The organism is Amycolatopsis sp. NPDC004378 (assembly GCF_053602455.1).
The window spans coordinates 59,308-81,981 of record NZ_JBSGDR010000009.1 but is presented as its reverse complement, the minus strand read 5'-3'; the positions used below and the strand labels follow the sequence as shown (position 1 = coordinate 81,981).

The 22,674-nt window shown below is 72.1% G+C and carries 21 protein-coding genes and 1 tRNA gene; 4 read left to right on the top strand and 18 right to left on the bottom strand.

From position 1 onward, the window contains the following. Positions 1-9: 9 nt before the first annotated feature. From ACWEN0_RS25670 to ACWEN0_RS25630, 9 genes are all read right to left on the bottom strand, one after another. Complete coding sequence (locus ACWEN0_RS25670; RefSeq protein ID WP_451978374.1) at positions 10-1,377, bottom strand: alkaline phosphatase family protein; 1,368 nt, start codon at positions 1,375-1,377, stop codon at positions 10-12. Further along, positions 1,374-2,501 carry a metabolite traffic protein EboE gene (gene eboE, locus ACWEN0_RS25665; protein ID WP_451978371.1) on the bottom strand — a complete coding sequence of 376 codons (1,128 nt, stop codon included), beginning with the start codon at positions 2,499-2,501 and terminating at the stop codon, positions 1,374-1,376. Before eboE ends, ACWEN0_RS25670 begins: the two co-directional genes overlap by 4 nt. Beyond that, a complete protein-coding gene (locus ACWEN0_RS25660; protein WP_451978368.1) occupies positions 2,498-3,349 on the bottom strand; it encodes a TatD family hydrolase in 852 nt (283 codons plus the stop codon). Before ACWEN0_RS25660 ends, eboE begins: the two co-directional genes overlap by 4 nt. Further along, on the bottom strand, positions 3,349-3,894 hold the full coding sequence (locus tag ACWEN0_RS25655; protein ID WP_451978365.1) for an EboA domain-containing protein: 546 nt from the start codon (positions 3,892-3,894) through the stop codon (positions 3,349-3,351). Before ACWEN0_RS25655 ends, ACWEN0_RS25660 begins: the two co-directional genes overlap by 1 nt. Continuing rightward, positions 3,891-4,712: a sugar phosphate isomerase/epimerase family protein gene (locus ACWEN0_RS25650; RefSeq protein WP_451978362.1), complete on the bottom strand. Its 822-nt coding sequence runs from the start codon at positions 4,710-4,712 to the stop codon at positions 3,891-3,893. The genes ACWEN0_RS25655 and ACWEN0_RS25650 overlap by 4 nt, the downstream gene beginning before the upstream one ends. After that, positions 4,709-5,548, bottom strand: a complete 840-nt coding sequence (locus tag ACWEN0_RS25645; RefSeq protein WP_451978359.1) for an SCO3242 family prenyltransferase — start codon at positions 5,546-5,548, stop codon at positions 4,709-4,711. The genes ACWEN0_RS25650 and ACWEN0_RS25645 overlap by 4 nt, the downstream gene beginning before the upstream one ends. Beyond that, the gene (locus tag ACWEN0_RS25640) at positions 5,533-6,642 is read right to left on the bottom strand and encodes an inositol-3-phosphate synthase (RefSeq protein ID WP_451978356.1); all 1,110 of its coding nucleotides are present in this window, start codon (positions 6,640-6,642) and stop codon (positions 5,533-5,535) included. The genes ACWEN0_RS25645 and ACWEN0_RS25640 overlap by 16 nt, the downstream gene beginning before the upstream one ends. A gap of 70 nt (positions 6,643-6,712) precedes the next feature. After that, on the bottom strand, positions 6,713-7,984 hold the full coding sequence (locus tag ACWEN0_RS25635; RefSeq protein WP_451978354.1) for an ROK family protein: 1,272 nt from the start codon (positions 7,982-7,984) through the stop codon (positions 6,713-6,715). Between the two features lie 242 nt (positions 7,985-8,226). Then, positions 8,227-8,688 (bottom strand): MarR family winged helix-turn-helix transcriptional regulator, encoded by a 462-nt coding sequence (locus ACWEN0_RS25630; RefSeq protein WP_451978351.1) that lies wholly within the window; start codon positions 8,686-8,688, stop codon positions 8,227-8,229. A gap of 140 nt (positions 8,689-8,828) precedes the next feature. On the opposite strand from ACWEN0_RS25630, the gene ACWEN0_RS25625 reads away from it, so the two are divergent. Beyond that, complete coding sequence (locus ACWEN0_RS25625; protein WP_451978348.1) at positions 8,829-10,013, top strand: MFS transporter; 1,185 nt, start codon at positions 8,829-8,831, stop codon at positions 10,011-10,013. 23 nt (positions 10,014-10,036) lie between these two features. After that, positions 10,037-10,870: an aldo/keto reductase gene (locus ACWEN0_RS25620; RefSeq protein WP_451978345.1), complete on the top strand. Its 834-nt coding sequence runs from the start codon at positions 10,037-10,039 to the stop codon at positions 10,868-10,870. Positions 10,871-10,935: 65 nt separating this feature from the next. Here ACWEN0_RS25620 and ACWEN0_RS25615 read toward each other — a convergent pair whose 3' ends face one another. The 5 genes from ACWEN0_RS25615 to ACWEN0_RS25595 form a co-directional block, all read right to left on the bottom strand. Beyond that, the gene (locus ACWEN0_RS25615; RefSeq protein ID WP_451978342.1) at positions 10,936-11,775 is read right to left on the bottom strand and encodes an SAM-dependent methyltransferase; all 840 of its coding nucleotides are present in this window, start codon (positions 11,773-11,775) and stop codon (positions 10,936-10,938) included. 135 nt (positions 11,776-11,910) lie between these two features. Further along, on the bottom strand, positions 11,911-12,987 hold the full coding sequence (locus ACWEN0_RS25610) for a hypothetical protein (RefSeq protein ID WP_451978339.1): 1,077 nt from the start codon (positions 12,985-12,987) through the stop codon (positions 11,911-11,913). Positions 12,988-13,050: 63 nt separating this feature from the next. After that, positions 13,051-13,413: a DUF4180 domain-containing protein gene (locus tag ACWEN0_RS25605; RefSeq protein ID WP_451978336.1), complete on the bottom strand. Its 363-nt coding sequence runs from the start codon at positions 13,411-13,413 to the stop codon at positions 13,051-13,053. Beyond that, on the bottom strand, positions 13,410-14,264 hold the full coding sequence (locus ACWEN0_RS25600) for an alpha/beta fold hydrolase (RefSeq protein WP_451978334.1): 855 nt from the start codon (positions 14,262-14,264) through the stop codon (positions 13,410-13,412). The genes ACWEN0_RS25605 and ACWEN0_RS25600 overlap by 4 nt, the downstream gene beginning before the upstream one ends. Beyond that, complete coding sequence (locus ACWEN0_RS25595; protein WP_451979025.1) at positions 14,261-14,689, bottom strand: helix-turn-helix domain-containing protein; 429 nt, start codon at positions 14,687-14,689, stop codon at positions 14,261-14,263. The genes ACWEN0_RS25600 and ACWEN0_RS25595 overlap by 4 nt, the downstream gene beginning before the upstream one ends. A 174-nt stretch (positions 14,690-14,863) precedes the next feature. Here ACWEN0_RS25595 and ACWEN0_RS25590 point away from each other — a divergent pair, with 174 nt between their 5' ends. Beyond that, the gene (locus ACWEN0_RS25590; RefSeq protein ID WP_451978331.1) at positions 14,864-15,280 is read left to right on the top strand and encodes a hypothetical protein; all 417 of its coding nucleotides are present in this window, start codon (positions 14,864-14,866) and stop codon (positions 15,278-15,280) included. 54 nt (positions 15,281-15,334) lie between these two features. Here ACWEN0_RS25590 and ACWEN0_RS25585 read toward each other — a convergent pair whose 3' ends face one another. The 3 genes from ACWEN0_RS25585 to ACWEN0_RS25575 form a co-directional block, all read right to left on the bottom strand. Further along, on the bottom strand, positions 15,335-15,502 hold the full coding sequence (locus ACWEN0_RS25585; protein WP_451978328.1) for a hypothetical protein: 168 nt from the start codon (positions 15,500-15,502) through the stop codon (positions 15,335-15,337). 123 nt (positions 15,503-15,625) lie between these two features. After that, positions 15,626-16,168 (bottom strand): type 1 glutamine amidotransferase domain-containing protein, encoded by a 543-nt coding sequence (locus tag ACWEN0_RS25580; RefSeq protein ID WP_451978326.1) that lies wholly within the window; start codon positions 16,166-16,168, stop codon positions 15,626-15,628. 76 nt (positions 16,169-16,244) lie between these two features. Then, complete coding sequence (locus ACWEN0_RS25575) at positions 16,245-17,798, bottom strand: PP2C family protein-serine/threonine phosphatase (RefSeq protein ID WP_451978323.1); 1,554 nt, start codon at positions 17,796-17,798, stop codon at positions 16,245-16,247. Positions 17,799-17,937: 139 nt separating this feature from the next. On the opposite strand from ACWEN0_RS25575, the gene ACWEN0_RS25570 reads away from it, so the two are divergent. Then, entirely contained in the window at positions 17,938-22,620 is a 4,683-nt protein-coding gene (locus ACWEN0_RS25570) for a HAMP domain-containing protein (RefSeq protein WP_451979022.1), read from the top strand. Here ACWEN0_RS25570 and ACWEN0_RS25565 read toward each other — a convergent pair. Continuing rightward, positions 22,575-22,645 (bottom strand) — tRNA-Gly (locus tag ACWEN0_RS25565). The two genes, ACWEN0_RS25570 and ACWEN0_RS25565, sit on opposite strands and share 46 nt — an antisense overlap. Positions 22,646-22,674 lie beyond the last annotated feature (29 nt).

Below are 22,674 nucleotides of genomic sequence, written 5' to 3'. Positions count from 1 at the left end.
TCTGACCTCCTACTCGGTTCGGACAGCCGCCAGCAACAGGTCCTTGACCTCGGTGGCGTGGACCTTTTCGCGCGCGAGCGCGGGGTCCGAGCACAGCAGCACCGGCCCGTCCCCGGGCGCGTCGGGCAGCCGCCCGTGGCTCCCGCGGACCGGCGCCGGGTCGAGCGGGACGACCTGCATCGAGTACCGCAGGCCGAGCTTCTTGCGGGCCAGCGCGGACGCCGCCTTCAGCTTCACGACCGGGTCGTCCGGGTCGAGGAACAGCTCGGCCGGGTCGTAGCCGGGCTTGCGGTGGATCTCGACCGTCTTCGCGAAGTCCGGTGCGCGGTCGTCGCTCAGCCAGTAGTAGTAGGTGAACCAGGCGTCCGGCTCGGCGATCGCGACGAGTTCGCCGGCCCGCTCGTGGTCGATCCCGAACCCGGCCTGCGCGGAACGGTCGAGCACGACGTCCACACCGGACAGCCCGGCCACGGTGTCCCGCACGCGCGGGACGTCCGCCGGGTCGGCGACGTAGACGTGCGCGACCTGGTGGTCGGCGACGGCGAACGCCCGCGACGTCCACGGGTCCAGGTACTCCATGCCCGCCTGGACGTACACGTTGAGCAGGCCCTCGCGGCGCAGCGCACGGTTGACGTCGACCGGCCGGCTCGCGTTCGTGATGCCGTACTCCGACAACGCGACGACGGTGTGCCCGCCCGCGGCCGCTTGGTCGAGCAACGGCTTCAGCGCGGTGTCGAGCTCGCGCGCGGCGGCCGCGGCCTGCGGCGCGTCCGGGCCGAAGCGCTGCAGGTCGTAGTCGAGGTGCGGGAGGTAGACGAGCGTGGTGTCCGGCCTGTCCTGGGTCATGATCTGCCGCGCGGCGGCGATGATCCACTTCGACGACGTGATCGACGCCGTCGGGCCCCAGTAGGTGAACAGCGGGAACTCGCCGAGGTTCCCGACCAGCCGGTCGTGCAGCTGCGGCGGGTGGGTGTAGCAGTCAGAGGACTTCTTGCCGTCGGCGTGGTAGATCGGCCGCGGCGTCACGGTCAGGTCGACGTCCATGCCCATCGCGTACCACCAGCAGACGTTCGCGACCTTGTGCCCCGGCTGCGCGCGGCGGGCGGCGTCCCAGAACTTGTCGCCCCGCACGAGCTTGTTGTGCTGGCGCCACAGGAAGATCTCGCCGAGGTCGCGGAAGTACCAGCCGTTGCCGACGATGCCGTGTCCGGCCGGCTGCAGCCCGGTGAGGAACGTCGACTGCACCGAGCAGGTGACGGCCGGGAACACGGTGTCCAGCTGCGCGGTGAAGCCGGGCTCGGCCATCTTGCGCAGGTTCGGCATGTGCGGGAGCAGCCGCGGCGTCAGCCCGACCACGTCGAGAACCAGCAAACTCATCGTGAAACCTCTTCCAAGCCCAGTTCGATCAAGGAACGCCGGGTCCAGTCCAGCTCGGCCGCGATGCCCGCGACCAGCCCGGCGTCGTCGGCGGGTGCGTCCGGGAGCACCTGCCAGGTGTAGGTCTCGACCTCGACGTGGTCGGTGCGCGCCTGCTCGCCGCCGAACAGCTCGGCGAGCGTGCCGGCGAGCACCGGCCGGGTCGATGTCAGCGGCGGCGCCGGGTCGGCGTGCAGTGGCACGTGGAAGTGCACGCGCCACGGCGCCTCCCCCGGCAGGCCCCCGGCGAGTGCTTCGTCGAGGTCGTCGGCACCCGGCGGGGCGCCTTCGGTGCTCTGGTGCAGGAACCGGGGTTCCACAAAGGACTCCAACGCCCGGCGAGTCGCGGGATCCTTCGGCGAAGCCGCCTCCAGCGCCGCCGACGCCTGCAGCTTGACGACGTCCAGACCGGCCGCTTCGAGCCGCCGCAAAGCGGCCGCCGGGTCCTCGAAGCCGACGGCGAGGTGGCACGTGTCGAGGCAGACGCCGAGCCGGTCCTTGTCCACATCGGACAGCAGCGACGCGGCCTGCGCGGTGGTCTCGATGACGCACCCGGGTTCCGGCTCGAACGCCACGCGCACGGGCCGGTCCAGCTCGGCCAGCCCCTTCGCGAGCAGCTCCAGCTGCCCGCGGTCGTCCCGCCATTCGGTGCGCCAGCCGAGCGGCAACGTCGAGACGCTGCCCCGCGCGGCGTCCTCGGGCATGAGTTCGGCGAGCAGCCGGGCCAGGTCGAGGGTGTACCGCGTCCGTTCGGGCGTCGACCAGTCCGGCCGGTACACCCTGTGCTTGACGACCGGGTCGTGGAAGCCCTGGTACGGGAAGCCGTTGAAGGTGACGACCTCCAGGCCACGCGCGGCCAGCTCGTCACGCAGGCGAGCCACCGCGGCCGGGTCCGCGGTCAGCTCGGACGCCACCGGCCGGGCCAGCCACAGGCCGAGCCCGAGGCGGTCCGCACCGAGGCGTTCCCGGACCGGCTCGCCGAAGCGGGCCAGCTGGGCGAGCACGCCGTCGAGGTCCTCGGCTTGGTGCACGTTGGTGCAGTAGGCGAGGTGGACGAGCGCGCCGTCGGGGTGCCGGAACCTCACTTGCGCGCACCCCGCAGGATCGAGTTGCCCGCGAACTCGGCGTCCGCCGGCTCCGGCTCCAGGACCAGCCGCCCGCTCTGGCCGTAGAACTCGACGGGGTTGCGCCACAGCACGCGGTCCACGTCGTCCTCGGTGAACCCGGCGGCCAGCATCGCGTCGCCGGTCTTCCGCGTCTTGAGCGGGTCGCTCTTGCCCCAGTCCGCGGCCGAGTTCACCAGCACCCGTTCGGTGCCGTGTTCACGAAGGATCGCGACCATCCGGTCTTCGTCCATCTTGGTGTCCGGGTAGATCGAAAACCCCATCCAGGAGCCGGACTCCTTGACCATCGCGACGGTCACCTCGTTGAGGTGGTCGAGCACGACGCGCCCGGGCGCGATCCCCGACTCGCGGACGACGGCGATGCTGCGTTCGGTGCCGGCCGCCTTGTCGCGGTGCGGGGTGTGGACCATCGCCGGGAGGTCGTGGGCGATCGCCAGCGCGAGCTGCGCCGCGAACGCCTTGTCCTCCTCGGCGGTCATCGAGTCGTAGCCGATCTCGCCGACCGCGACCACGCCGTCCTTCTCCAGGTAGCGGGGCAGCAGGTCGAGCACCGGGGCGCAGCGCGGGTCGTTGGCCTCCTTGGGGTTCAGCCCGATGGTGCAGTGGTGCGCGATGCCGAACTGGCTCGCGCGGAACGGTTCCCAGCCGACCAGTGCGTCGAAGTAGTCGGTGAAGCTGCCGACGTTCGTGCGCGGCTGGCCCAGCCAGAAGGCCGGTTCGACGAGCGCCCGGACGCCGGCGGCGTGCATGGCCGCGTAGTCGTCGGTGGTGCGGGAGCTCATGTGGATGTGGGGGTCGAAGATGCGCATCAGGCGTCCTGTTCGTCGAGCAGCGGGAGGAGGTCGGCGGGCACGGCGCGGCCCGCGGCGGTGCGCTCGGCGGCGAACGACCGCAGCATGCGCAGCAGCTCCTCGTCGGTCCGGCGGTCCAGGCCGGCCACTTCGGCCAGCGGGATGCCCATGAAGACGCACTTGAGCACGCCGTGGCGGTAGGCGGAGTCGTCCAGGTGCGCGGCGGCGTACTCCCCCATCGCGGCGGTGACGAGCCGGGGGTCGTTGGTGCGCAGGGCGTCCGCGACCAGCTCCAGCCCGGCGGCTCCGATGTCCACAACGGACAGTCCACGGAGGACGGCCCGCTTCTCGGCCGCGTCGCCGTAGCGGTAGAGATCGGGCATCTCACCCGCCGCACCGTGAGCCGCCTTCAGCAGCTCCACCCGGGCCAGGTCGTCGACCGTCCACCCCGGGACGTCCGACGGACCCCGGCCGACCCGGCGGCCGACGCCCGGGAACACCGTGCGCAACGCCGTCGCGTCGGCGGCCACCTTCGTCATGGCTTCGTCGAGCCAGGCGTTCACGCGGGCACCGCCTTCCGCAGGAACTCCAGGGACTCCCGGGCGATCCGCGGGGCCGCGTGGCTGTCGCGCGGCAGTTCGACGGCGACGAGCCCGGAGTACGGCGACAGCGCTTCCAGGACCGGCGGGAAGTCGATCTCGCCCGTCCCGAACTCCAGGTGCTCGTGCGTGCCGCGGCGCATGTCGTCGATCTGGACGTTCACCAGCCGCGGCAGCGCCCGCCGGACGCAGTCGGGCACCGACGCCGTCTCGTTGCACCGGCAATGCCCGATGTCCAGCGTGAGCCCGAACCGCTCCGGGTCACCCAGGCGCCGGGCCAGCTCGAAGTAGCCGTCGAGGTCTTCGACGAGCATCCCCGGCTCCGGTTCGAAGCCGAGCCGGACGTCGTGCTCGTCGGCGGCCTTGAGCACCTCGGCACAGCCGTCGGACAGATGTGTCCACGCGTCTTCGGCCGCGAGACCGGCCGGCTTGTTCCCGCTCCAGAACGACACCGCCTCGGCGTCGAGATCGGCGGCGATCTCGACGGCCCGCGTCAGGAACTCGACGCGGCGCGCACGGTCCGGGTCGAGGAACGTCGGCGAGTGCTTGCGCCACGGGTCCAGCAGGAACCGGGCGCCCGTCTCGATCACGACGGCCAGCCCGAGCCGGTCCAGGTCCGCGGCCAGCGAGGCGACGCGGCGGGCGAGGTCCGGCCCGAACGGGTCGAGGTGCTGGTGGTCCAGCGTCAGCGCGACGCCGTCGTAGCCCAGGTCCGCGAGGACGCGCAGGGCGTCGCCGAGGCGGTGGTTGGCGAAGCCGTTGGTGCCGTACCCGAACCTCATGTCGGCGACACCTTCCGGCTCAGCGCCCGCGCGATCGGGAACGCGGCGGCCACGGCCAGCGCCGAGCGCCACGCGCCGGTCCGCGCGATCAGCCCGGCCTGCAGCGGGATCATGCCGTGGATCCCGGCGCCGACCGCGCGGCGGATCTTCGGCGCGGCCGGGTCGCGGACGGCGTCGTACTGCGCCCGTCCGGTCGTCGCCAGGTACGTCCCGAGCAGCGCCGAAGCCAGCGGCCCGACGCGGCCCGCGGCGACGCGCACCCCGGCCGTGGCCGCGAGCGTCGCGGCCGGCAGGGCGGGCTTGGCGCCGTGCACCTCGGACCGCGACAACGTCGTCACGGCGAAGGTGTGCGCCCCGACGGTCAGCGCGGCCGGTGCCGCCGCCCGCGCGCCCCCGGCGCCGAGCAGGACGTCGAGCGTGCGGGCGGCGGCCATCGCGGCCGGCCCGAACACGGTCTCCTTGAGCAGGAAGTCGTACGTCCAGACCGTCGCGGCCAGCGGCAGTGCCACGCGCAGCGCCCGTTTCCCGCCGGCGGCCGCGGCGATGCCGAGGCCGCCCGCGGTGAGGCCGGTGGCGACCCCGAGCGCGGTGCCCGGCGACACCCGGCCCGACGGGATCGGCCGCTCGGGCCGTTCCATCGCGTCGAGGTGGCGGTCGGCGTAGTCGTTGAGCGCCATGCCCGCCCAGTAGATGCAGACGGACGCGCCGGTCAGCGCCAGCGTGCGGCGCCCGAACGGCCAGCCCGAAGCGGCGGCCCCGGCGACGGCGTCCCCGGGCACGGTCAGCGCGGCGGGCGCGCGGACGAGTTCGACGAGCGCCTTCACCGGTTCGCCCACTCACGCAGGGCCGCGTACTGCGACGCGAGGTCGTGCGGGCCGTCGCCGACGGGATCCTTGAAGAAGAACCCGAACTCGGCCACCGGCCCGGCGACGCCGTCGCGGCACGCCTTGCCGGTCAGCCGGGCCAGGTCGAGCACGAGCGGCGCGGCGAGCGCGGAGTCGCAGCCCTGCCAGGTGAGCTGCAGCGTCATGCGCGCGCAGAGGAACCCTTCGAACAGCACGTGGTCCCAGGCGGTCTTCCAGTCGCCGAGCGCCGGGACGTTGTCGATGTGGACCTCGCCTTCGACGTCCCGGCCGAGGTTCCGCGAGAGCACCTGCTGCTTCGACGCGTTCTTGCTCGACGCCGCGCCGGGGTCGGCGAGCGTGGCGCCGTCGCCGCCGCCGAGCAGGTTCGTGCCCGACCAGGCCAGCACGTTCAGGCCGCGCTGGGCGAACATCGGGGCGAGCACCGACCGCAGCAGCGTCTCACCGGTCTTGCCGTCGCGGCCCGCGTACGGCTGCCCGCTCGTGCGGGCGAGTTCGTCGAGGGCGGGCAGCCGCGCGCCGGTCGACGGGGTGAAGTCGACAAAGCCACAGCCGGCGCGGAACGCGGCGTAGGCGTACAACGCGCTGGGCGGCAGCACGTCCAGGTCCGCTTCCAGCGCGGCCGGCGACGCGTGGGCCGGGTGCGGCACGCACGGCGGTTCGGTCGAGGCCACGTTGACCACGACGACGTGGTCCAGACCCTCCCGGAACTCCGCCAGATCCGCGATGATCCGGTCGGCGCCGGCTCGTCCACCCTCGGTCGGCGCGGGACGCAGCCGCGCTTCGGCCGCCTCGAGCTCGGCCGTGACCGGGCCGGGCAGCGCGGCCGGCAGCACCCCGGCCGCCGCCAGCTGCTCGGCGCGCTTGACCAGCGGCGTGTCGACGACGTCGTGTCCCCCGAAGACCAGATCCCCCAAGCCGGGCACCGCCGCCCCGGCGAAGTCCGGTAGCTCGGTGACGCACCCGGTGCGCGCGGCGAGTCCGGCCCGCATCGCGGCCGCTCCGGCGATCGCCGTCGTCGCCACCGATCCGCGGGCACCGATCAGCCAGACGCCGATCTTCCCCATGTTTCCTCCCTGGTTCAGCCCAACCCCACCCGATCTCTATCGCCCGAGTGGATCAAGCGTTTCCCGCGCGTCATCCGCTGTCCCTTTCCGCACGCGGCGGCACGAGTGCCGGATCGTCGAACACCGCCTGCAGCGCGACGTGCGCGCCCCCGCGCGAAGCCGCGGAGAACCCGAGCCACGACAGCTCGACGCGGCAGCCCCCGATGGCCGGGGCGATCACCCGCGCCGTCAGCTCGGTCATCATCGGGGTGAGCAGGTACGGCCCCAGCTGCGCGAAGTAGCCGCCCAGCAGGACCACGCGCGGGTTGAAGACGTTGACCAGCACGGCCGCGCCGACACCGAGCCCGGTGCCGACCTGCGCGAGCGCGTCGAGCGTGCGCCGGTCCTTGAGCTCGGCGCGGCGGCGGATCATGTCGAGCCGCTGTTCGAGGTCGAGCGACGGGTCGTGCACCGGGTCGCCCGGCGACGCGGCGAGCCGCAGCATCCCGGCCAGCCCGACGAGCGTCTCCCAGCAGCCGCGGCGCCCGCAGCCGCAGAGCCGGCCCGCCGGGTCGAGCTGGATGTGCCCGATCTCACCGGAAAAACCCTCCGCGCCCCCGAGCAGCCGGCCCCCGGAGATCACCCCGCCGCCGACGCCGATCTCGCCGGTCAGGTACACGAGGTCGGCGGTGCCGGCGACGCTGCCCATCGCGTACTCGCCGAGCGCGCCGAGGTTCGCGTCGTTGGCCGTGCGGACCGGGAACGCCAGGGGGCCGATCCGCCGGGTCAGCCGGTCGGTGACGCCGGCCGCGACCGGGACGTCGGTCCAGTGCAGGTTCGGCGCGAAGGCGACGGTGCCGCTCGCGACGTCGACCAGCGCCGGGATCCCGACGGTCACCCCGGCCGGCAGCACGCCGAGCCGGCGGCACTCGCGCAGGGCCCGTGCGGTCAGCTCGGCGCCGGCGTCGAGCACCTTCGCCACGGGCAGGGCTTGGACGTCGAGCGCCACGCGCTGCTCGAAGAGGACGGCACCGGTGAGGTCGAGGGCGAGCGCGGTCACGTAGTCGACGTTGATCTCGACGCCGATCCCGCCGACGCCCCGCCCGTCCAGCTCGACGATCGTGCCCGGCCGCCCGACGGCACCGGCGCGTTCCCGCTCGCCTTCGCGGACGAGCCCGCGCGCGGCGAGCTCCGCGACGAGGCTCGACACGGTTCCCTTGTTCAGCCCGGTGTCCGCGGCGATCCCCGCCCGCGACCGCGACCCCGCGTCGCGCAGGTGCCGCAACACCAGCGAAAGGTTGCTCCGGCGGACGGCGGCCTGGTCGGCCGGGCGCACCGGTCTGAGCGAAAAGGAGGAGTCCACGCCGACACCGCCCCGGTTCGTCTGGTGGACCAACAAATTAGGGCGGGCGAAACGATCCGGTCAACGCGCACTTCTGCGGACAAAAGCCGGACAACCGGTGCTGACCAGCGCAACTATCGAACGATGGATGCGAAAGTGTCCCACGGATGGAGCACAGGTTCGGGAAATCGCCGACTTAATCCTCCCGCCGAACGGGCCGTACCGCTCAGCGGGAGTGCCGGGCCGGCTTGCGCAAGGTTTCGTCAGGCGGACGGCACGGCCGGGAAGGAAAGCGTGCCCAGCGCGGCGACCAGCGGCGAAAGTTCCGGCAACCGCCCGGCGTCGGCGAGGGCCTCCGCCAGCGCGGCGTCGTGGGTCGGACGGGCCGCCGTCAGCAGGGCCTGGCCCGCCGGAGTGACCTCCGTGTAGATGCCGCGGCGGTCGTCCGCGCAGAGGTAACGGGCCAGCAGGCCGCGGCCCTCGAGCCGCGTGACGAGCCTCGTCGTCGCCGACTGGCTGAGCACCACCGCGTTGGCGAGCTGGTTCATCCGGAGGTGGAAGCCGTCCTGGCGGGCCAGGGCGTCGAGCACGCTGTACTCGCTCACCGAAAGCTCGTGGTCGCGCTCGAGCGCGCGCTGCAGCCTGTCCTCGATCCGCGCGTGCAGCGCGGCCAGCGTGCGCCAGCCCTGCGCTCTCGCTTCCACGGCGTCGTCGTCCAGTGACACGGTTCACCTCTCCCCGGCTTGCGCGTGCTCCCTTGCACGCTGCACTATCAAGCCTGTGCAATATACGGCGCGTGCAACTATCTCGGACGCTCGTAGTTGCCGACGCCAGTAACCACTCTACCTCCGGAAGAAGGAAGTCCATGCCCGCCGCTCTGCTCGCACTGGCGATCAGCGCTTTCGGGATCGGCACCACCGAGTTCGTGATCATGGGCCTGCTGCCCGAGGTCGCGGGCGACTTCGGCGTCTCGATCCCGTCCGCAGGCCTGCTCATCTCGGGCTACGCGCTCGGCGTCGTCGTCGGTGCCCCGCTGCTCACCGCCCTCGCTTCGCGGGTGCCCCGCAAGACCGTGCTGGTCGCCCTGATGGGCCTGTTCATCGCGGGCAACGTGCTCTCGGCGCTCGCCCCGGGCTACGGCCTGCTGATGACCGGCCGGGTCGTCGCCGCGCTGAGCCACGGCGCGTTCTTCGGTGTCGGCTCGGTCGTCGCCGCGTCGCTGGTCGCCCCGGCCAAGCAGGCCAGCGCGATCGCGCTGATGTTCACCGGGCTGACCGTCGCGAACGTGCTCGGCGTGCCCGCCGGCACCGCGCTCGGCCAGGCCTTCGGCTGGCGGTCGACGTTCTGGGTGGTCAGCGCCCTCGGCGTGGTCGGCGCGATCGGCATCCTCGCGCTCGTGCCGCACCAGGAACCCGGCCCGGACGCGGGCCTGCGCGGCGAACTCGCCGTGTTCCGCCGCCCGCAGGTGTGGCTCGCGCTGGCCATGACGGCGCTCGGCTTCGCCGGCGTGTTCGCGTCCTTCACCTACATCGCGCCGATGATGACCGAGGTCGCCGGGTTCTCGAGCGGGGCCGTCACCTGGCTGCTCGTGCTCTTCGGCGCCGGCCTGTTCGCCGGCAACCTGCTGGGCGGGCGCGCCGCGGACCGCCGGCTGATGCCCAGCCTGTACGTCATCCTCGCCGCGCTGGCCCTCGTGCTGGTGGCGTTCGTCTTCACCGCGCACGCGAAGGTGCCGGCGGCGATCACGATCGCGCTGTTCGGCGCGGCCGGGTTCGCGACCGTCCCGCCGCTGCAGGCCCGCGTGATGGCCAAGGCCGAAGGCGCCCCGGCGCTGGCTTCGGCGGCGAACATCGCCGCGTTCAACCTCGGCAACGCCGGCGGCGCGTGGCTCGGCGGCCAGGCCATCGGCGCCGGGCTCGGCTACACCGCGCCCAACTGGATCGGCGCGCTCCTCGCCGCGGCGGGCCTCGCCGTGGCCCTCGTCTCCGGCCTGCTCGACCGCCGGACTCCGGTTAGTTTCGTGCCGGAGGAACGGGTACTCACCCGATGAACCACCCAATGAAAGGAAATCCCGTGACCAGCGTGCCCGCGATCGAACTCACCAACGGCGTGCGCATGCCGCAGCTCGGCTACGGCGTGTTCCAGGTCCCCGACGAGGAGACCACCGCCGCCGTCAAGGCCGCTCTCGAAGCGGGCTACCGCAGCATCGACACCGCCGCCGTCTACGGCAACGAAAAGGGCGTCGGCCAGGCGATCGCCGAATCCGGCCTCGCCCGCGACGAACTGTTCGTCACCACCAAGCTGTGGAACTCCGCCCAGGGCTACGACTCGACGCTCAAGGCGTTCGACGAGAGCATGGCGAAGCTCGGCCTGGAACAGCTGGACCTCTACCTGATCCACTGGCCGACGCCGAAGCGCGACAAGTACCTCGACACCTGGAAGGCGTTCGAGAAGCTGTACAAGGACGGCCGGATCCGCGCGATCGGCGTGTCCAACTTCCAGCCCGCGCACCTGGAGCGCCTGCTCGACGCCGCCGAGATCGCCCCGGCGGTCAACCAGATCGAGCTCCACCCGTACCTGCAGCAGCTGGAAGTCCGCGAGTTCGACGCGAAGAACGGGATCGCGACCGAAGCGTGGAGCCCGCTGGCCAAGGGCGGCAGCCTGCTCGGCGACCCGGTGATCGCGGAGCTGGCGGTGAAGCACAGCCGGACACCGGCGCAGATCGTGCTGCGCTGGCACCTCCAGCTGGGCAACGTGGTGATCCCGAAGTCCGTGACGCCGTCGCGGATCGCGGAAAACTTCGACCTGTTCGGGTTCACCCTTTCGGAGGAGGAAATGGAGTCGCTCACGCCGCTCGACCGCGGTGAGCGCACCGGCCCCGACCCCGACCGCTTCAACGCCGCCTGACCCCTCGTGAGTGTTCAGGGCGGTGGGTCCTGCCCTGAACACTCACGACGAGCTGCGGCAGACCGTCACTGCTTGCGGGCGACTCCGCCCAGCGTGAGGAAGTTCAGCTCGCTCAGCGGGTGCAGCCGCGGGCCGTCCGGCCACCATTCGTGCAGGTAGACCAGCCCCGGCCGCAACAGTTCGGTGCCCTCGAAGAACGACGCGATCTGCTCGCGCGTGCGGTACACGCTGCCCAGCCCGGTGCCCTGGAAGCTCGTCTCCAGCAGCCGCGCCAGTTCCTGGCGCGGGGAGTCCTCTTCCGGGTCGAAGTGGTGCGTGAGCAGCAGGTACGAGCCGGGCGCGAGCGCGGCCACGTACTCCGAGACGACCGATTTCGCGCGCTCGTAGTCGTCGATGTGGTGGATGATCGACGTCAGGATCAGCGCCACCGGCCGGGTGAAGTCCAGGTATTCCTTGACGACGTCGTCGGCGAGCGTCTCCGCCGGCCGGGTCAGGTCGGCGCCCGTCACGTGCGTCAGGTAGTTCTCTTCCAGCAACGCCCGGCCGTGCACCTGCACGACCGGGTCGTTGTCGACGTACACCACCTGCGCGTCCGGGTTGTACCGCTGGGCCACCTCGTGGGTGTTCTCCGCGGTCGGCATGCCCGAGCCCAGGTCCAGGAACTGGTCGATGTCGCGTTTCCCGGCGAGGAACCGGACCGCGCGCACCAGCCAGTCGCGGTGTTCCTTGGCCATCGTGCGCGCCCCGGGGGCGATCGCCAGCAGCCGCCGCATCGCTTCGCGGTCGACCTCGTAGTGGTCGTGCCCGCCGAGCAGCGCGTCGGACAGCCGGGCCAGGCTCGCCTTGGAGAAATCGAGGGAAGCCGAGCCGCCCTCGGTTCCGGACCGCAGGTCGCCAGGCGTCATCGGCTGTTCTCCCTCGTCATCCGGCGCCGGCCCCTGCCCCGGGCCCGGCCACCTGTGTCCGGCAACGGACGGTGCTCAGACTACGACATGGCGTTCACCAAGTGAACCGGGCCGAAGGGCCTTGGCTGCCAGGGACTATGACCCGAACCGCACTTCGCGCCAGATGTGTCCGCCGTCCGTGGTCCGGTACACGGCGGAGCCGTCTGCGGCATCCGGCTGACCGTCGACGACCACCCCGGTGCCGCCGCCGGGGAAGTCGAGATCGGACAGCTCGAGCCCGCGGTCGGAAAGGACGGTCGTCGTCCAGGTGCGGCCGCCGTCGGCCGTGCTGTGCAGGAACCCCGTGCCGCCGCCCACCGCCGCGACCGTCGCGGCCGCGGGGGTCGCGGCGGCGAAGCCCTGGGTGATGCCCGCGAACGGCGCGGCCTCGTCGCCGCTGAACGTGCCGCCGAGCTCCGGCGCGTGCCGCAGCTCCCGCTCGGTCGAACCGGGCTGCGGCGTACCGGGGCTGCTGCTGCACAACGCCACGACCTGCCGGTCACGCACCCCGGCGAGCGAAGCGACCGAACCCGGCGGGCACGGCGGCGCGGCCGGGGTGAAGCGGACGCCGTCGCGCGACGTCCAGTACTTCTCCGAGCCGTAGTCCGAGCCGAGCGCGACCTGCAGGCCGCCGCCGACGGCCAGGTCGCCGTAGGTGATGCCGCCGGTGACCGCGAAGCCGGGCACGGGAACCAGCACCGGCGAACCGGCGACGCCCGAGTACAGCCGGGTCGAGCCGCGGCCGCTGAGGATCGCGAAGACCCGGCCGGCGGTTTCGGTGATCTTCGAGACGTAGTAAGGCTCCCGCGCGCCGGCGAGGCCGACCGGGTGCCAGCTCGCCCCGCCGTCCCGGGTCGCGCGCACGTGGACGCCGTCACTGACGTACGCGACGCGATCGCTCGTGACGGTCAGGGCGACGTGGTTGTGGTTGTCCGGCAGCGGCAGTGCCGGCGCGTCCAGCCGCCGCCAGTGCGTGCCACCGTCGGTGGTGCCCAGCAGCGCCGGGCACCACGTCTTCCCGCAGGGCGAGTACCCCAGGACGTACCCGCGATCGGCGCTGGTCCAGCTGGTCGAGGCGGGACGGAACCCGTGCGGGACAACGGTTTCCGCCACCGCGGGCGGGGCCAGCCCGGCCAGGAGGGCGAGCAGGGGCACCAGCAGCGCGCTTCTCATGATCACCTGGACGTGCCGCGCGGGACGGGGTTGCCCGTCCCGCGCCAGGTTCCGCCGCGCGGCTCAGCGCGCCGCGGCCAGCCGCGCGTCGAGCTCCGCCAAGTCGGCCACGAACCAGACGTCCTTGCCGCGGTTCGACTCCCGCACGACGTCCCGGAAGGCGCCGCTCGCCTCGAGGTGCGGCCGGACGTCGCCGAGCAGCACAAGCCGGAAGCCGTACTGGACGACCTTCGAGAAGAAGTGCCCGATGAGCTTGGCGTGCATGTCGAAGAACCGGGCGGGGAACCGCTCGACCGGGACGACGAGGACTTCGGCGCCGAGGCCGTAGGTGGCCCCGACGAGGTCGACGGCGTCCTGCTCGGTGCTCAGCGGCGGGCCGTCGGACGGCGCGTGCCACACCGCGACGCCGTGTCGCGTGTCGATCATTTCGTTGTTCCGTTCAGGAATTCGGTGACGGCTTCGGCCCAGCCGGGCAGGAAGTGCCCGGCGTCCTCGACCAACCGGACGTCGGCGCCGGGCAGGGCATCCCGCAGCTTCGCCGCCGCGTCGCGCTGGTCCAGGAGGACGTCACGGGCGCCGAAGTGGGCCTGCACCGGCACGGCCAGCTCGCGCAGCCGCCCGGCCGGGACCACCGGGATCGCCTCCAGCCGCGGTTTGAAGTGCTCGAACGTCGCGAGCGTGAACTCGCCGACCGCGCGCCGGCGCGGATCGGCGGGACCGCCTCGGGCGACCATCGCCAGCGAGCGGCGCCGGCCCCAGTCGCCGAACAGGCGGTACGCGCCGAACTTCAGGAGCGGCGCGATCCGGCGGCGGCCGATCCCGGCCGGGTTCACCAGGGCCAGCGCCGACACTCTCCCGGGCTGCCGCACCGCGTGGTCGAGCGCCCAGAAACCGCCCAGGGACGTGCCGAGGAAGGCGGCGCGGGACAGGCCGAGCGCGTCGAGGACGTCGTCGAGCCACTCCGTGTAGGCGGCCGACCCGAGCGGCGGCCGGGCTTCGACGGTCCGCCCCGGCTCCCCGGGTGCGTCCACCGCGTACACCCGCAGCCGCGCGGCGAGCGTGGCGATGTCGGGCAGCCAGTGCGCGGCCGTGCCGCCGGAGCCCTGCAGGGCCACGACCGCCGGCGCGTCGACCGGACCGGACACGACGGCGAAGGTCTCGCCGAGCCGCGTCCCGAGGGTGCGCGGCTCGTGCGGCACCGGCCAGCCGCCGAGGAGGGCGTCGTAGCGCTCCCGGACCGCCCGGCCGCCTTCGGCCGAGCGGTAGATCGTGCTCACGTCAGGTTCTCGGTGATCGACGCGACCCAGCGCAGCAGGTCGGCACCGGCGGCGAGGTCGCCGAACACGAGGATCTTCATGGTGGCGCGCTCCTTGTCGTAGATGGTCTCGACGCGCAGGGGCCGCTCACCCTCCTCCCGCGGTCCGTTCACCGAGGCCATGACCATGGTGGCGATGCGGTCGGCCCCCGCCCGGTCGACGCCGTCGATCTCGGCGACGCCCGACAGCTCGGCGACGGGCCGGTCCGGCTTCGCGCCGGCCACCGGCAGGCCGGTGAAGGCTTCGAGGTCCGCCGCGGTGATCCGGTACTGCTTGCCGATCCGGACCGCCTTCAGCCGCCCGTCGCGCACGTAGTTCCGGACCGTCCGGACGTGCAGGCCGAGCTTCGCGGCGACCTGTTCGACGGAGAAGACCTCCTGCGACACGGTCTTCTTCATGCTCCAGTCCTCCTCATGTTCCGCAAACAACCCTATCATGTCCACGCTCAGGGAAGTTTAGGGAAGGCATGATTCGCTCACCCAGGTGACGGGTACTCCACGGACCTGCGAGCACACGCCCAGATACGTCCACATCGGACAGTCGAAAGGACGGCGCCGACGATGCCGTATCCCCCGCCCCCGGAGCCGTACGAACCGCGGTACGAGCCCGAGCCCGCCGAAGAAGTCGTGGAGCGCACGCACCCGCGCATCCGGGTCGTGCGCACGGTCAACGCGCTGATCCACCTCGTGTGCGCGGTGTTCGCGCTGGTCCTCGCCGTGCACATCGTGCTGGTGCTGGGCGAGGCCAACTCGGCGAACGGCTTCGCGCACCTGATCAACGAGTGGTCGTCGAGCGTCTCGCTCGGCCTGCGCAACCTCTTCACCCCGGACTCCGAGAAGCTGCGGACCTTCCTCAACGACGGTCTCGCGGCGGTGATCTGGCTGGTCATCGGCGCGATCCTGACCGACGTCATCGCCCGCATCGGTGTGCCCGGCCCCCGGCGGGTCTGGTACCGCCGCGGCTACCGCTACCACTGACGGACCCACGAAGAAGGCCTCCCCGGACCGGGGAGGCCTTCTTCGTCGTTCGGGTCAGAGCCGCGGCGGCTCGGCACCGGGCTGGAGAGGCTCCGGTTCGGGCTCGGGCCGGGCTTCGCGCTCGGCCGGCTCGCCGGCACGGGGTGCCGGAACGCCCTCGGCGGCGATCGCGTCGAAGTGCTCACGGCACCAGCGGCCGTAGCGTCTGGCGTGCACAGTCATCGCGTCCACCTCCTCTCCACGGGCGATCCAGGTCACACGTTCAGCGTGCTCCGCCGCGATGCCGAATGCCAACACATTTAAGCGGGACTTAACACACGGCCGGGTGAACGTCCACAAAGGACGTCAGCCCGCGAACTCCTGCACGACCGCACGGGAGAACGCCGGAAGGTCGTCCGGGTTGCGGCTGGACACCAGGCCGTTGTCGACCACGACCTCTTCGTCGACGACGGTGGCGCCGGCGTTGCGCAGGTCGGTGCGGACGCTCGGGTACGACGTCAGCGTGCGGCCACGCACGACATCGGCTTCGACGAGCGTCCACGGACCGTGGCAGATGACACCGACCGGCTTGCCGGAGCGCACGAAGTCGCCCGCGAAGCGGACGGCGTCCGGGTTCGTGCGCAGGTTGTCGGGGTTCATCGTGCCGCCCGGCAGCAGCAGCGCGTCGTAGTCGCCGACCTGGACGTCGGCCACCTTCCGGTCGACCGCGAACCGGTCGCCCTTGTCGATGTCGCCGTTCATCGCCTGGATCTCGCCGGTGTCGAGCGAGACCAGCTCGACCGTCGCACCTTCGTCGAGAACGGCCTGGCGCGGCTGCTCCAGCTCGACCTGTTCGACACCGTCGGCGGCCAGGATCGCGACCCGGCGCCCCTGCAGTGAGTTCACCATGAGACTCCCTTCGTCGAGATCAATGCACGAAGGAATTACCCCCTGCGGGAGGGGCCAAACACGGTCTACAAAGGACTTAGTCGGCACACTCGATCGCCAAGACAGCGATGTCATCGTGGGCGGAACTGCCGAGCCAGTCGCGCACGGCCTGGCGCAGCCGCCGCACCACCTCGCGGGCCGGCTCGCCCGCCGCGGCCGCCAGTACCCCGCGCAGCCGGTCGTCGCCGAAGAGCTCCGACTGGTCGTGGCGGTTGCGGGCCTCGGTGATGCCGTCGGTGTAGAGCAGCAGGACGTCGCCGCGCTCCAGGCGGACCTCCGCCTCGGCGAAGCGCGCCTGCGGCGAGATGCCGACCAGCGTCCCCGGGACCGTGACCTCTTCGACCTCGCCCGCCCCGCGCACGATGAGCGGCGCCGGGTGCCCGCCGGAGGCCAGCGTCAGGCCGACGCCCCCGTCCGACGGCCGCGCCGTGCCGAGCACCAGCGTCGCGAACCGGCTGCTGCCGCCCGCGATGAGCAGCTCGTTGAGCAGCCGCAGCAGCGTCCGGCCGTCGCGCTCGACCATGGCGAGCGCGGTCAGCGCGTGCCGGACCCGCCCGGTCAGCGCCGCGGCCTCGGCGCCCTTGCCGCAGATGTCGCCGAGCACCAGGAACGCGCTGCCGTCGTCGTGGGCGAGGACGTCGAAGAAGTCGCCGCCGACGGCGAGCACCCCGGCGGCCGGCTCGTACCAGGTCTCGAAGCGGGCGCCGTCCAGCTCGGGCGGGTCGACCGGGCGCAGCGTCGTCTCCAGGCCGCGCGTGGCCTCCTCTTGGCGGGCGTAGCGCTGCGCGTTGGCCAGCGCGGTCCCGGCCGCCTTCGCGAACTCGACGACCGCGCGGTCCTGCTCGGTACCGAACTCCGGGTCCGCGCGGCGGCCCAGTAGCAGGGCCCCAGTGACACCGGCGCCGGCGCTCGGGCCCAGCGAGACGACCGTCACCTCCGCGTGCCCGGCGAACCGATCGGCGACGACCGAAGGCAGCGTGGCGACCTCGGGCGCGGGAACGGGGGCCGGCTGCGGCGTCCCGACCGCGGCGAACGTCGCCGCCAGCACCGGCGCGACCTGCGGCGGGACCCGCCGGATCCGGCCGTGGCCGTGCGCCTGCGGGCGCTCGCAGCTCCACCACTCCCACCGGCCGCGGGTGGTCGGCAGCAGCACGAAGACCGTCTCGACCAGCGCGGACGCGGCGAGCTCGGCGATCACCCGCGCGGTCCCGTGGCGCCCGCGGGCCCCGGCCAGCCGCGGCCCGGCCTCCGCCAGGAAGTCCCCGACGTGCGACTGGGCGACGTCCTCCGCGGGCACGGTCCAGGAGTGCCAGCCGCCGGGCAGCGCGCGGACCCGTGCCGGACGCCGGTGGCCCGCTACTTCGACGTGACCGGAGCTTTCGGCGACCGGGAGCAGCCGTGGCTCGGCGCCGTCGGCCAGCGCCCGCGCCGACGGGTTCGCCCAGCGCAACGCCCCTTCGGCGTCCTGCAGGAAGACCGCGTCACGCACGTCCTCGAGGACCGCTCGCCCGAAGGCGTCGAAGCCCGGCGGCGCGTCCTCCGCGGTCATCGGCGGCAGGGCCGCCGACGCCGGAGCCGGACGTGACACCATGCACGGACCTCCTGCCTCCGGACTGCTGTCGCACGGTTACCGCGTGAGCGGGCGGACTGGCTCGAAGTGTAGGGCGAATCATGACACGCTGGGTCGGAGACCATGGCTGGCGCATGCGTGGTGGAGAGGGTCGGCACACATGACAACGGAATCCCAGAGCGAGGCGGCGGCGCTGGAGCGGCTGCTCGTGGCGGTGCGGGATCTCGGGGACGGCAACTTCCGCCGGCGGCTCGTCCCGCACGGCGACGGCATCTCGGCCCAGCTCGCGGTCGCGTTCAACGACATCGCCGAGCGCAACCAGCGGCTGGTCAGCGAGCTGCTGCGGGTCCGCGCGGCCGTCGGCCAGGACGGCAGGCTGAGCGAGCGGCTGGAGGCCGAGGTCGGCCCCGGCGGCTGGAACACCGCAGTCGAGGCCGTCAACGGCCTGGTCGAGGACCTCACCCGGCCCACCATCGAGCTGGACCGGGTGCTCGGCGCGGTCGCCGAGGGCGACCTCTCCCAGCCGATGACCATGACGCTGGACGGCCGTCCCCTGCAGGGCGCGTACGCGGCCCTGGCGAAGACGGTCAACGGCCTCATCGCGCAGCTGTCGCGCTTCGCTGCCGAAGTGACGAGGCTCTCCGGCGAGATCGCGGGTGAGGGACGTCTCGGCGGCCAAGCGGTCGTGCCGGGCGTGTCCGGCACCTGGCGCGACCTGACCGACTCCGTCAACGGGATGGCCGACAACCTCACCGACCAGGTCCGCAACATCGCGCAGGTCACCACGGCCGTCGCGCGCGGGGACCTGACCCAGAAGATCACCGTCGACGCCCGCGGCGAGATCCTCGAGCTCAAGAACACGATCAACACCATGGTCGACCAGCTGTCGTCGTTCGCCGACGAGGTCACCCGGGTTTCGCGCGAGGTCGGCTCCGACGGCAAGCTCGGCGGCCAGGCCCAGGTCGCCGGCGTCGCCGGGACCTGGCGCGACCTCACCGACTCGGTCAACCAGATGGCCGACAACCTCACCGACCAGGTCCGCGCGATCTCGCTGGTGGCGACCGCGGTGGCCAACGGCGACCTGACGAAGAAGATCGACGTCGACGCCCGCGGCGAGATCCTGCAGCTGAAGAACACCCTCAACACCATGGTCGACCAGCTCTCCGCCTTCGCCGGCGAAGTCACGCGCGTGGCGCGCGAGGTCGGCTCGGAGGGCAAGCTGGGCGGCCAGGCCGAGGTGGCGGGCGCGGCCGGGACGTGGCGCAGCCTCACCGACTCGGTCAACGGCATGGCCGACAACCTCACCGACCAGGTCCGCAACATCTCGCACGTGACCACGGCCGTGGCGAAGGGCGACCTGACCCAGAAGATCACGGTCGACGCGCGCGGCGAGATCCTCGAGCTCAAGACGACCATGAACACGATGGTCGACCAGCTCTCGGCGTTCGCCGACGAGGTCACCCGCGTCGCCCGCGAGGTCGGCACCGAAGGTCAGCTGGGCGGGCAGGCGCAGGTCCCGGGCGTCGCCGGCACGTGGCGCGACCTCACCGGGTCCGTGAACTTCATGGCGAACAACCTGACCACCCAGGTCCGCAACATCGCCCAGGTCGCGACGGCCGTCGCGCGCGGCGACCTGACGCAGAAGATCGCGGTCGACGCGCGCGGCGAGATCCTCGAGCTCAAGACCACCCTCAACACCATGGTCGACCAGCTCTCCGCCTTCGCCGACGAAGTCACCCGCGTCGCCCGCGAAGTCGGCACCGAAGGCAAGCTCGGCGGCCAGGCCACCGTGCCCGGCGTCGCCGGGACCTGGAAGGACCTCACCGACAACGTCAACTTCATGGCGAACAACCTGACCGAGCAGGTCCGGAACATCGCCACGGTGACGTCGGCGGTCGCGAAGGGCGACCTGACGCAGAAGATCTCCGTCGACGCCCGCGGCGAGATCCTCGAGCTCAAGACCACCCTCAACACCATGGTCGACCAGCTCTCCGCCTTCGCCGACGAAGTCACCCGCGTCGCCCGCGAAGTCGGCACCGAAGGCAAGCTCGGCGGCCAGGCCACCGTCCGCGGCGTCGCGGGCACGTGGAAGGACCTGACCGACAACGTCAACGTCATGGCGACGAACCTGACCGACCAGGTCCGCAGCATCGCCACGGTCGCGACCGGCGTCGCGAACGGCGACCTGTCGAAGAAGATCTCGATCGACGCCCAGGGCGAGGTCGCGGCGCTGGCCGAGACGCTGAACGGCATGGTCGAGACGCTGCGCGCGTTCGCCGACGAGGTCACCCGCGTCGCCCGCGAGGTCGGCACCGAAGGCATCCTCGGCGGCCAGGCCCGCGTCCCGGGCGTCGCCGGGACCTGGAAGGACCTGACCGAGAACGTCAACTTCATGGCGCACAACCTGACCAGCCAGGTGCGCAACATCTCGCAGGTGACCACCGCGGTCGCGAAGGGCGACCTGACGAAGAAGATCGACGTCGACGCGCGCGGCGAGATCCTCGAGCTCAAGACCACGATGAACACGATGGTCGACCAGCTCTCGGCGTTCGCCTCGGAGGTCACGCGCGTGGCGCGCGAGGTCGGCACCGAAGGCAAGCTGGGCGGCCAGGCCGAGGTCGGCGGCGTGTCCGGTACCTGGCAGCGGCTCACCGAGAGCGTCAACCAGCTGGCCGGGAACCTGACCACGCAGGTCCGGGCGATCGCGCAGGTCGCCACCGCCGTGACGGCGGGCGACCTGACCCGGCACATCACGGTCGACGCGTCCGGCGAGGTCGCCGACCTCAAGGACAACATCAACCAGATGATCGCGAACCTCAAGGAGACGACGAGGACCAACCGCGAGCAGGACTGGCTGAAGACGAACCTCGCGCAGCTGTCGGGCCGGATGCAGGGGCACCGCGACCTGGCGTCGGTCGCCGCGCTGATCCTGTCCGAGCTGGCGCCGCTGGTCCGGGCGCAGCAGGGCGCGTTCTTCCTGGCCCGCGACGACGACCGCGACGGCACGGTGCTGGAGTGCATCGCCGCGTACGGGCTCGCCCAGTCCCGCGCCGGCCTGCGGTTCGCGCTCGGCGAGTCGCTGATCGGGCAGGCCGCGGTCGACCACCGCACGATCCTGGTCCACAACGCACCGCCGGAGTACGCGCTGGTGTCGTCCGGGCTCGGCTCGGCCGCGCCGGTCAACCTGATCGTGCTGCCGGTGCTGTTCCAGGGCGAGGTGCTCGGCGTGCTGGAACTGGCCTCGGTCAACGAGTTCAGCACCGTGCACCAGGACCTGCTGGAGCAGCTGCGGCACACGATCGGCGTCAACGTGAACACGATCCTGTCGAACTCGCGCACCGAGGCGCTGCTGACCGAGTCGCAGCGCCTGGCGCAGGAGCTGCGGGCGCGCTCGGAGCAGCTGCAGGCCCAGCAGGGCGAGCTGCGGCGGTCCAACACCGAGCTGGCCGAGAAGGCGGCGCTGCTGGCCCAGCAGAACCGCGACATCGAGGTCAAGAACAGCGAGATCGAGCAGGCGCGCCAGGAGCTGGAGGAGCGCGCCGGGCAGCTGACGGTGGCGTCGCAGTACAAGACCGAGTTCATGGCGAACATGTCGCACGAGCTGCGGACGCCGTTGAACAGCGCGTTGATCCTCGCGAAGCTGCTGTCGGAGAACCCGGAAGGGAACCTGACGGAGAAGCAGATCCAGTTCGCGAAGACGATCTACGCGGCCGGTTCGGACCTGCAGCAGCTGATCAACGACATCCTCGACCTGGCGAAGGTCGAGGCGGGCCGGCTCGACCTGCAGATGACCGACATCACGCTGCCGGAGCTGGTGGACTACGTCGAGTCGCTGTGCCGCCCGCTGACCGCGGACAAGGGCCTGGAGTTCGCCGTCCACATCGACCCGCCGGTGCCGGGCAGCGTCCACACCGACGAGCACCGGCTGCAGCAGATCCTCCGGAACCTGCTGTCCAACGCGGCGAAGTTCACGGACGAGGGCGGCGTCCGGCTCCACATCCGCGCGGCAGACCCGGCGGAGGTCGAGCAGGAGAGCCTCAAGGGCGCGCCGGGCATCATCGCGTTCGCGGTGGAGGACACCGGGATCGGCATCCCGGAGGAGAAGCTGGCGGTCATCTTCGAGGCGTTCCGCCAGGCGGACGGCACGACCAGCCGCAAGTACGGCGGCACCGGGCTGGGCCTGAACATCAGCCAGCAGCTGACCGAGCTGCTGGGCGGCGAGCTGCGGGTCGTGAGCGAGCCGAACGTCGGTTCGACGTTCACGCTGTACCTCCCGGTGGCCGCGGCCAACCTGGTCGACCCGGCCGTGACGGCGCTGTCCTCGCCCCGGCTGCCCCCGGTCCCGAGCACGGTCCTGGTGGCGGCCCCCGACGTCACGCCGAAGCGCTTCCACGGCGAGAAGGTCCTGATCGTCGACGACGACCTCCGCAACGTCTTCGCGCTGGCGGCCGTCCTGGAGCAGGCGGGCCTGGAAGTGGTCTACGCGGAAACGGGCGTCGACGGCATCCGCGCCCTGGAGCGCAACGAGGACACGGCCCTGGTGCTGATGGACGTGATGATGCCGGAGCTGGACGGGAACGCGACGATCGCGGCGATCCGCGCCGAGGCGGCCAACGCCGACCTCCCGGTGATCGCGGTCACCGCCAAGGCCACCCCGGAGGACCGCGCCAGGACCTTGGCGAGCGGCGCGGACGAATACATCACGAAGCCGGTCGACACGGACAAGCTGCTGGACGTGATCGCGACCAAACTCGAAGCGGACGCGGCATCGGCTCGCGACGCCGCCTCCCTGAACGGAGCGGGTGACGGGAATCGAACCCGCGTAGCTAGTTTGGAAGACTAGGGCTCTACCATTGAGCTACACCCGCGTGCCCCCGAGGGACCCGGGTGCGTGGCC

Bases quoted from the DNA above. Each gene is read 5' to 3' on its own strand.
- ACWEN0_RS25670 (WP_451978374.1), bottom strand. From the start codon at position 1,377: ATGAGTTTGCTGGTTCTCGACGTGGTCGGGCTGACGCCGCGGCTGCTC.
- ACWEN0_RS25660 (WP_451978368.1), bottom strand. From the start codon at position 3,349: ATGCGCATCTTCGACCCCCACATCCACATGAGCTCCCGCACCACCGAC.
- ACWEN0_RS25650 (WP_451978362.1), bottom strand. From the start codon at position 4,712: ATGAGGTTCGGGTACGGCACCAACGGCTTCGCCAACCACCGCCTCGGC.
- ACWEN0_RS25640 (WP_451978356.1), bottom strand. From the start codon at position 6,642: ATGGGGAAGATCGGCGTCTGGCTGATCGGTGCCCGCGGATCGGTGGCG.
- ACWEN0_RS25625 (WP_451978348.1), top strand. From the start codon at position 8,829: ATGCCCGCCGCTCTGCTCGCACTGGCGATCAGCGCTTTCGGGATCGGC.
- ACWEN0_RS25615 (WP_451978342.1), bottom strand. From the start codon at position 11,775: ATGACGCCTGGCGACCTGCGGTCCGGAACCGAGGGCGGCTCGGCTTCC.
- ACWEN0_RS25610 (WP_451978339.1), bottom strand. From the start codon at position 12,987: ATGAGAAGCGCGCTGCTGGTGCCCCTGCTCGCCCTCCTGGCCGGGCTG.
- ACWEN0_RS25605 (WP_451978336.1), bottom strand. From the start codon at position 13,413: ATGATCGACACGCGACACGGCGTCGCGGTGTGGCACGCGCCGTCCGAC.
- ACWEN0_RS25590 (WP_451978331.1), top strand. From the start codon at position 14,864: ATGCCGTATCCCCCGCCCCCGGAGCCGTACGAACCGCGGTACGAGCCC.
- ACWEN0_RS25585 (WP_451978328.1), bottom strand. From the start codon at position 15,502: ATGACTGTGCACGCCAGACGCTACGGCCGCTGGTGCCGTGAGCACTTC.
- ACWEN0_RS25580 (WP_451978326.1), bottom strand. From the start codon at position 16,168: ATGGTGAACTCACTGCAGGGGCGCCGGGTCGCGATCCTGGCCGCCGAC.
- ACWEN0_RS25575 (WP_451978323.1), bottom strand. From the start codon at position 17,798: ATGGTGTCACGTCCGGCTCCGGCGTCGGCGGCCCTGCCGCCGATGACC.
- ACWEN0_RS25570 (WP_451979022.1), top strand. From the start codon at position 17,938: ATGACAACGGAATCCCAGAGCGAGGCGGCGGCGCTGGAGCGGCTGCTC.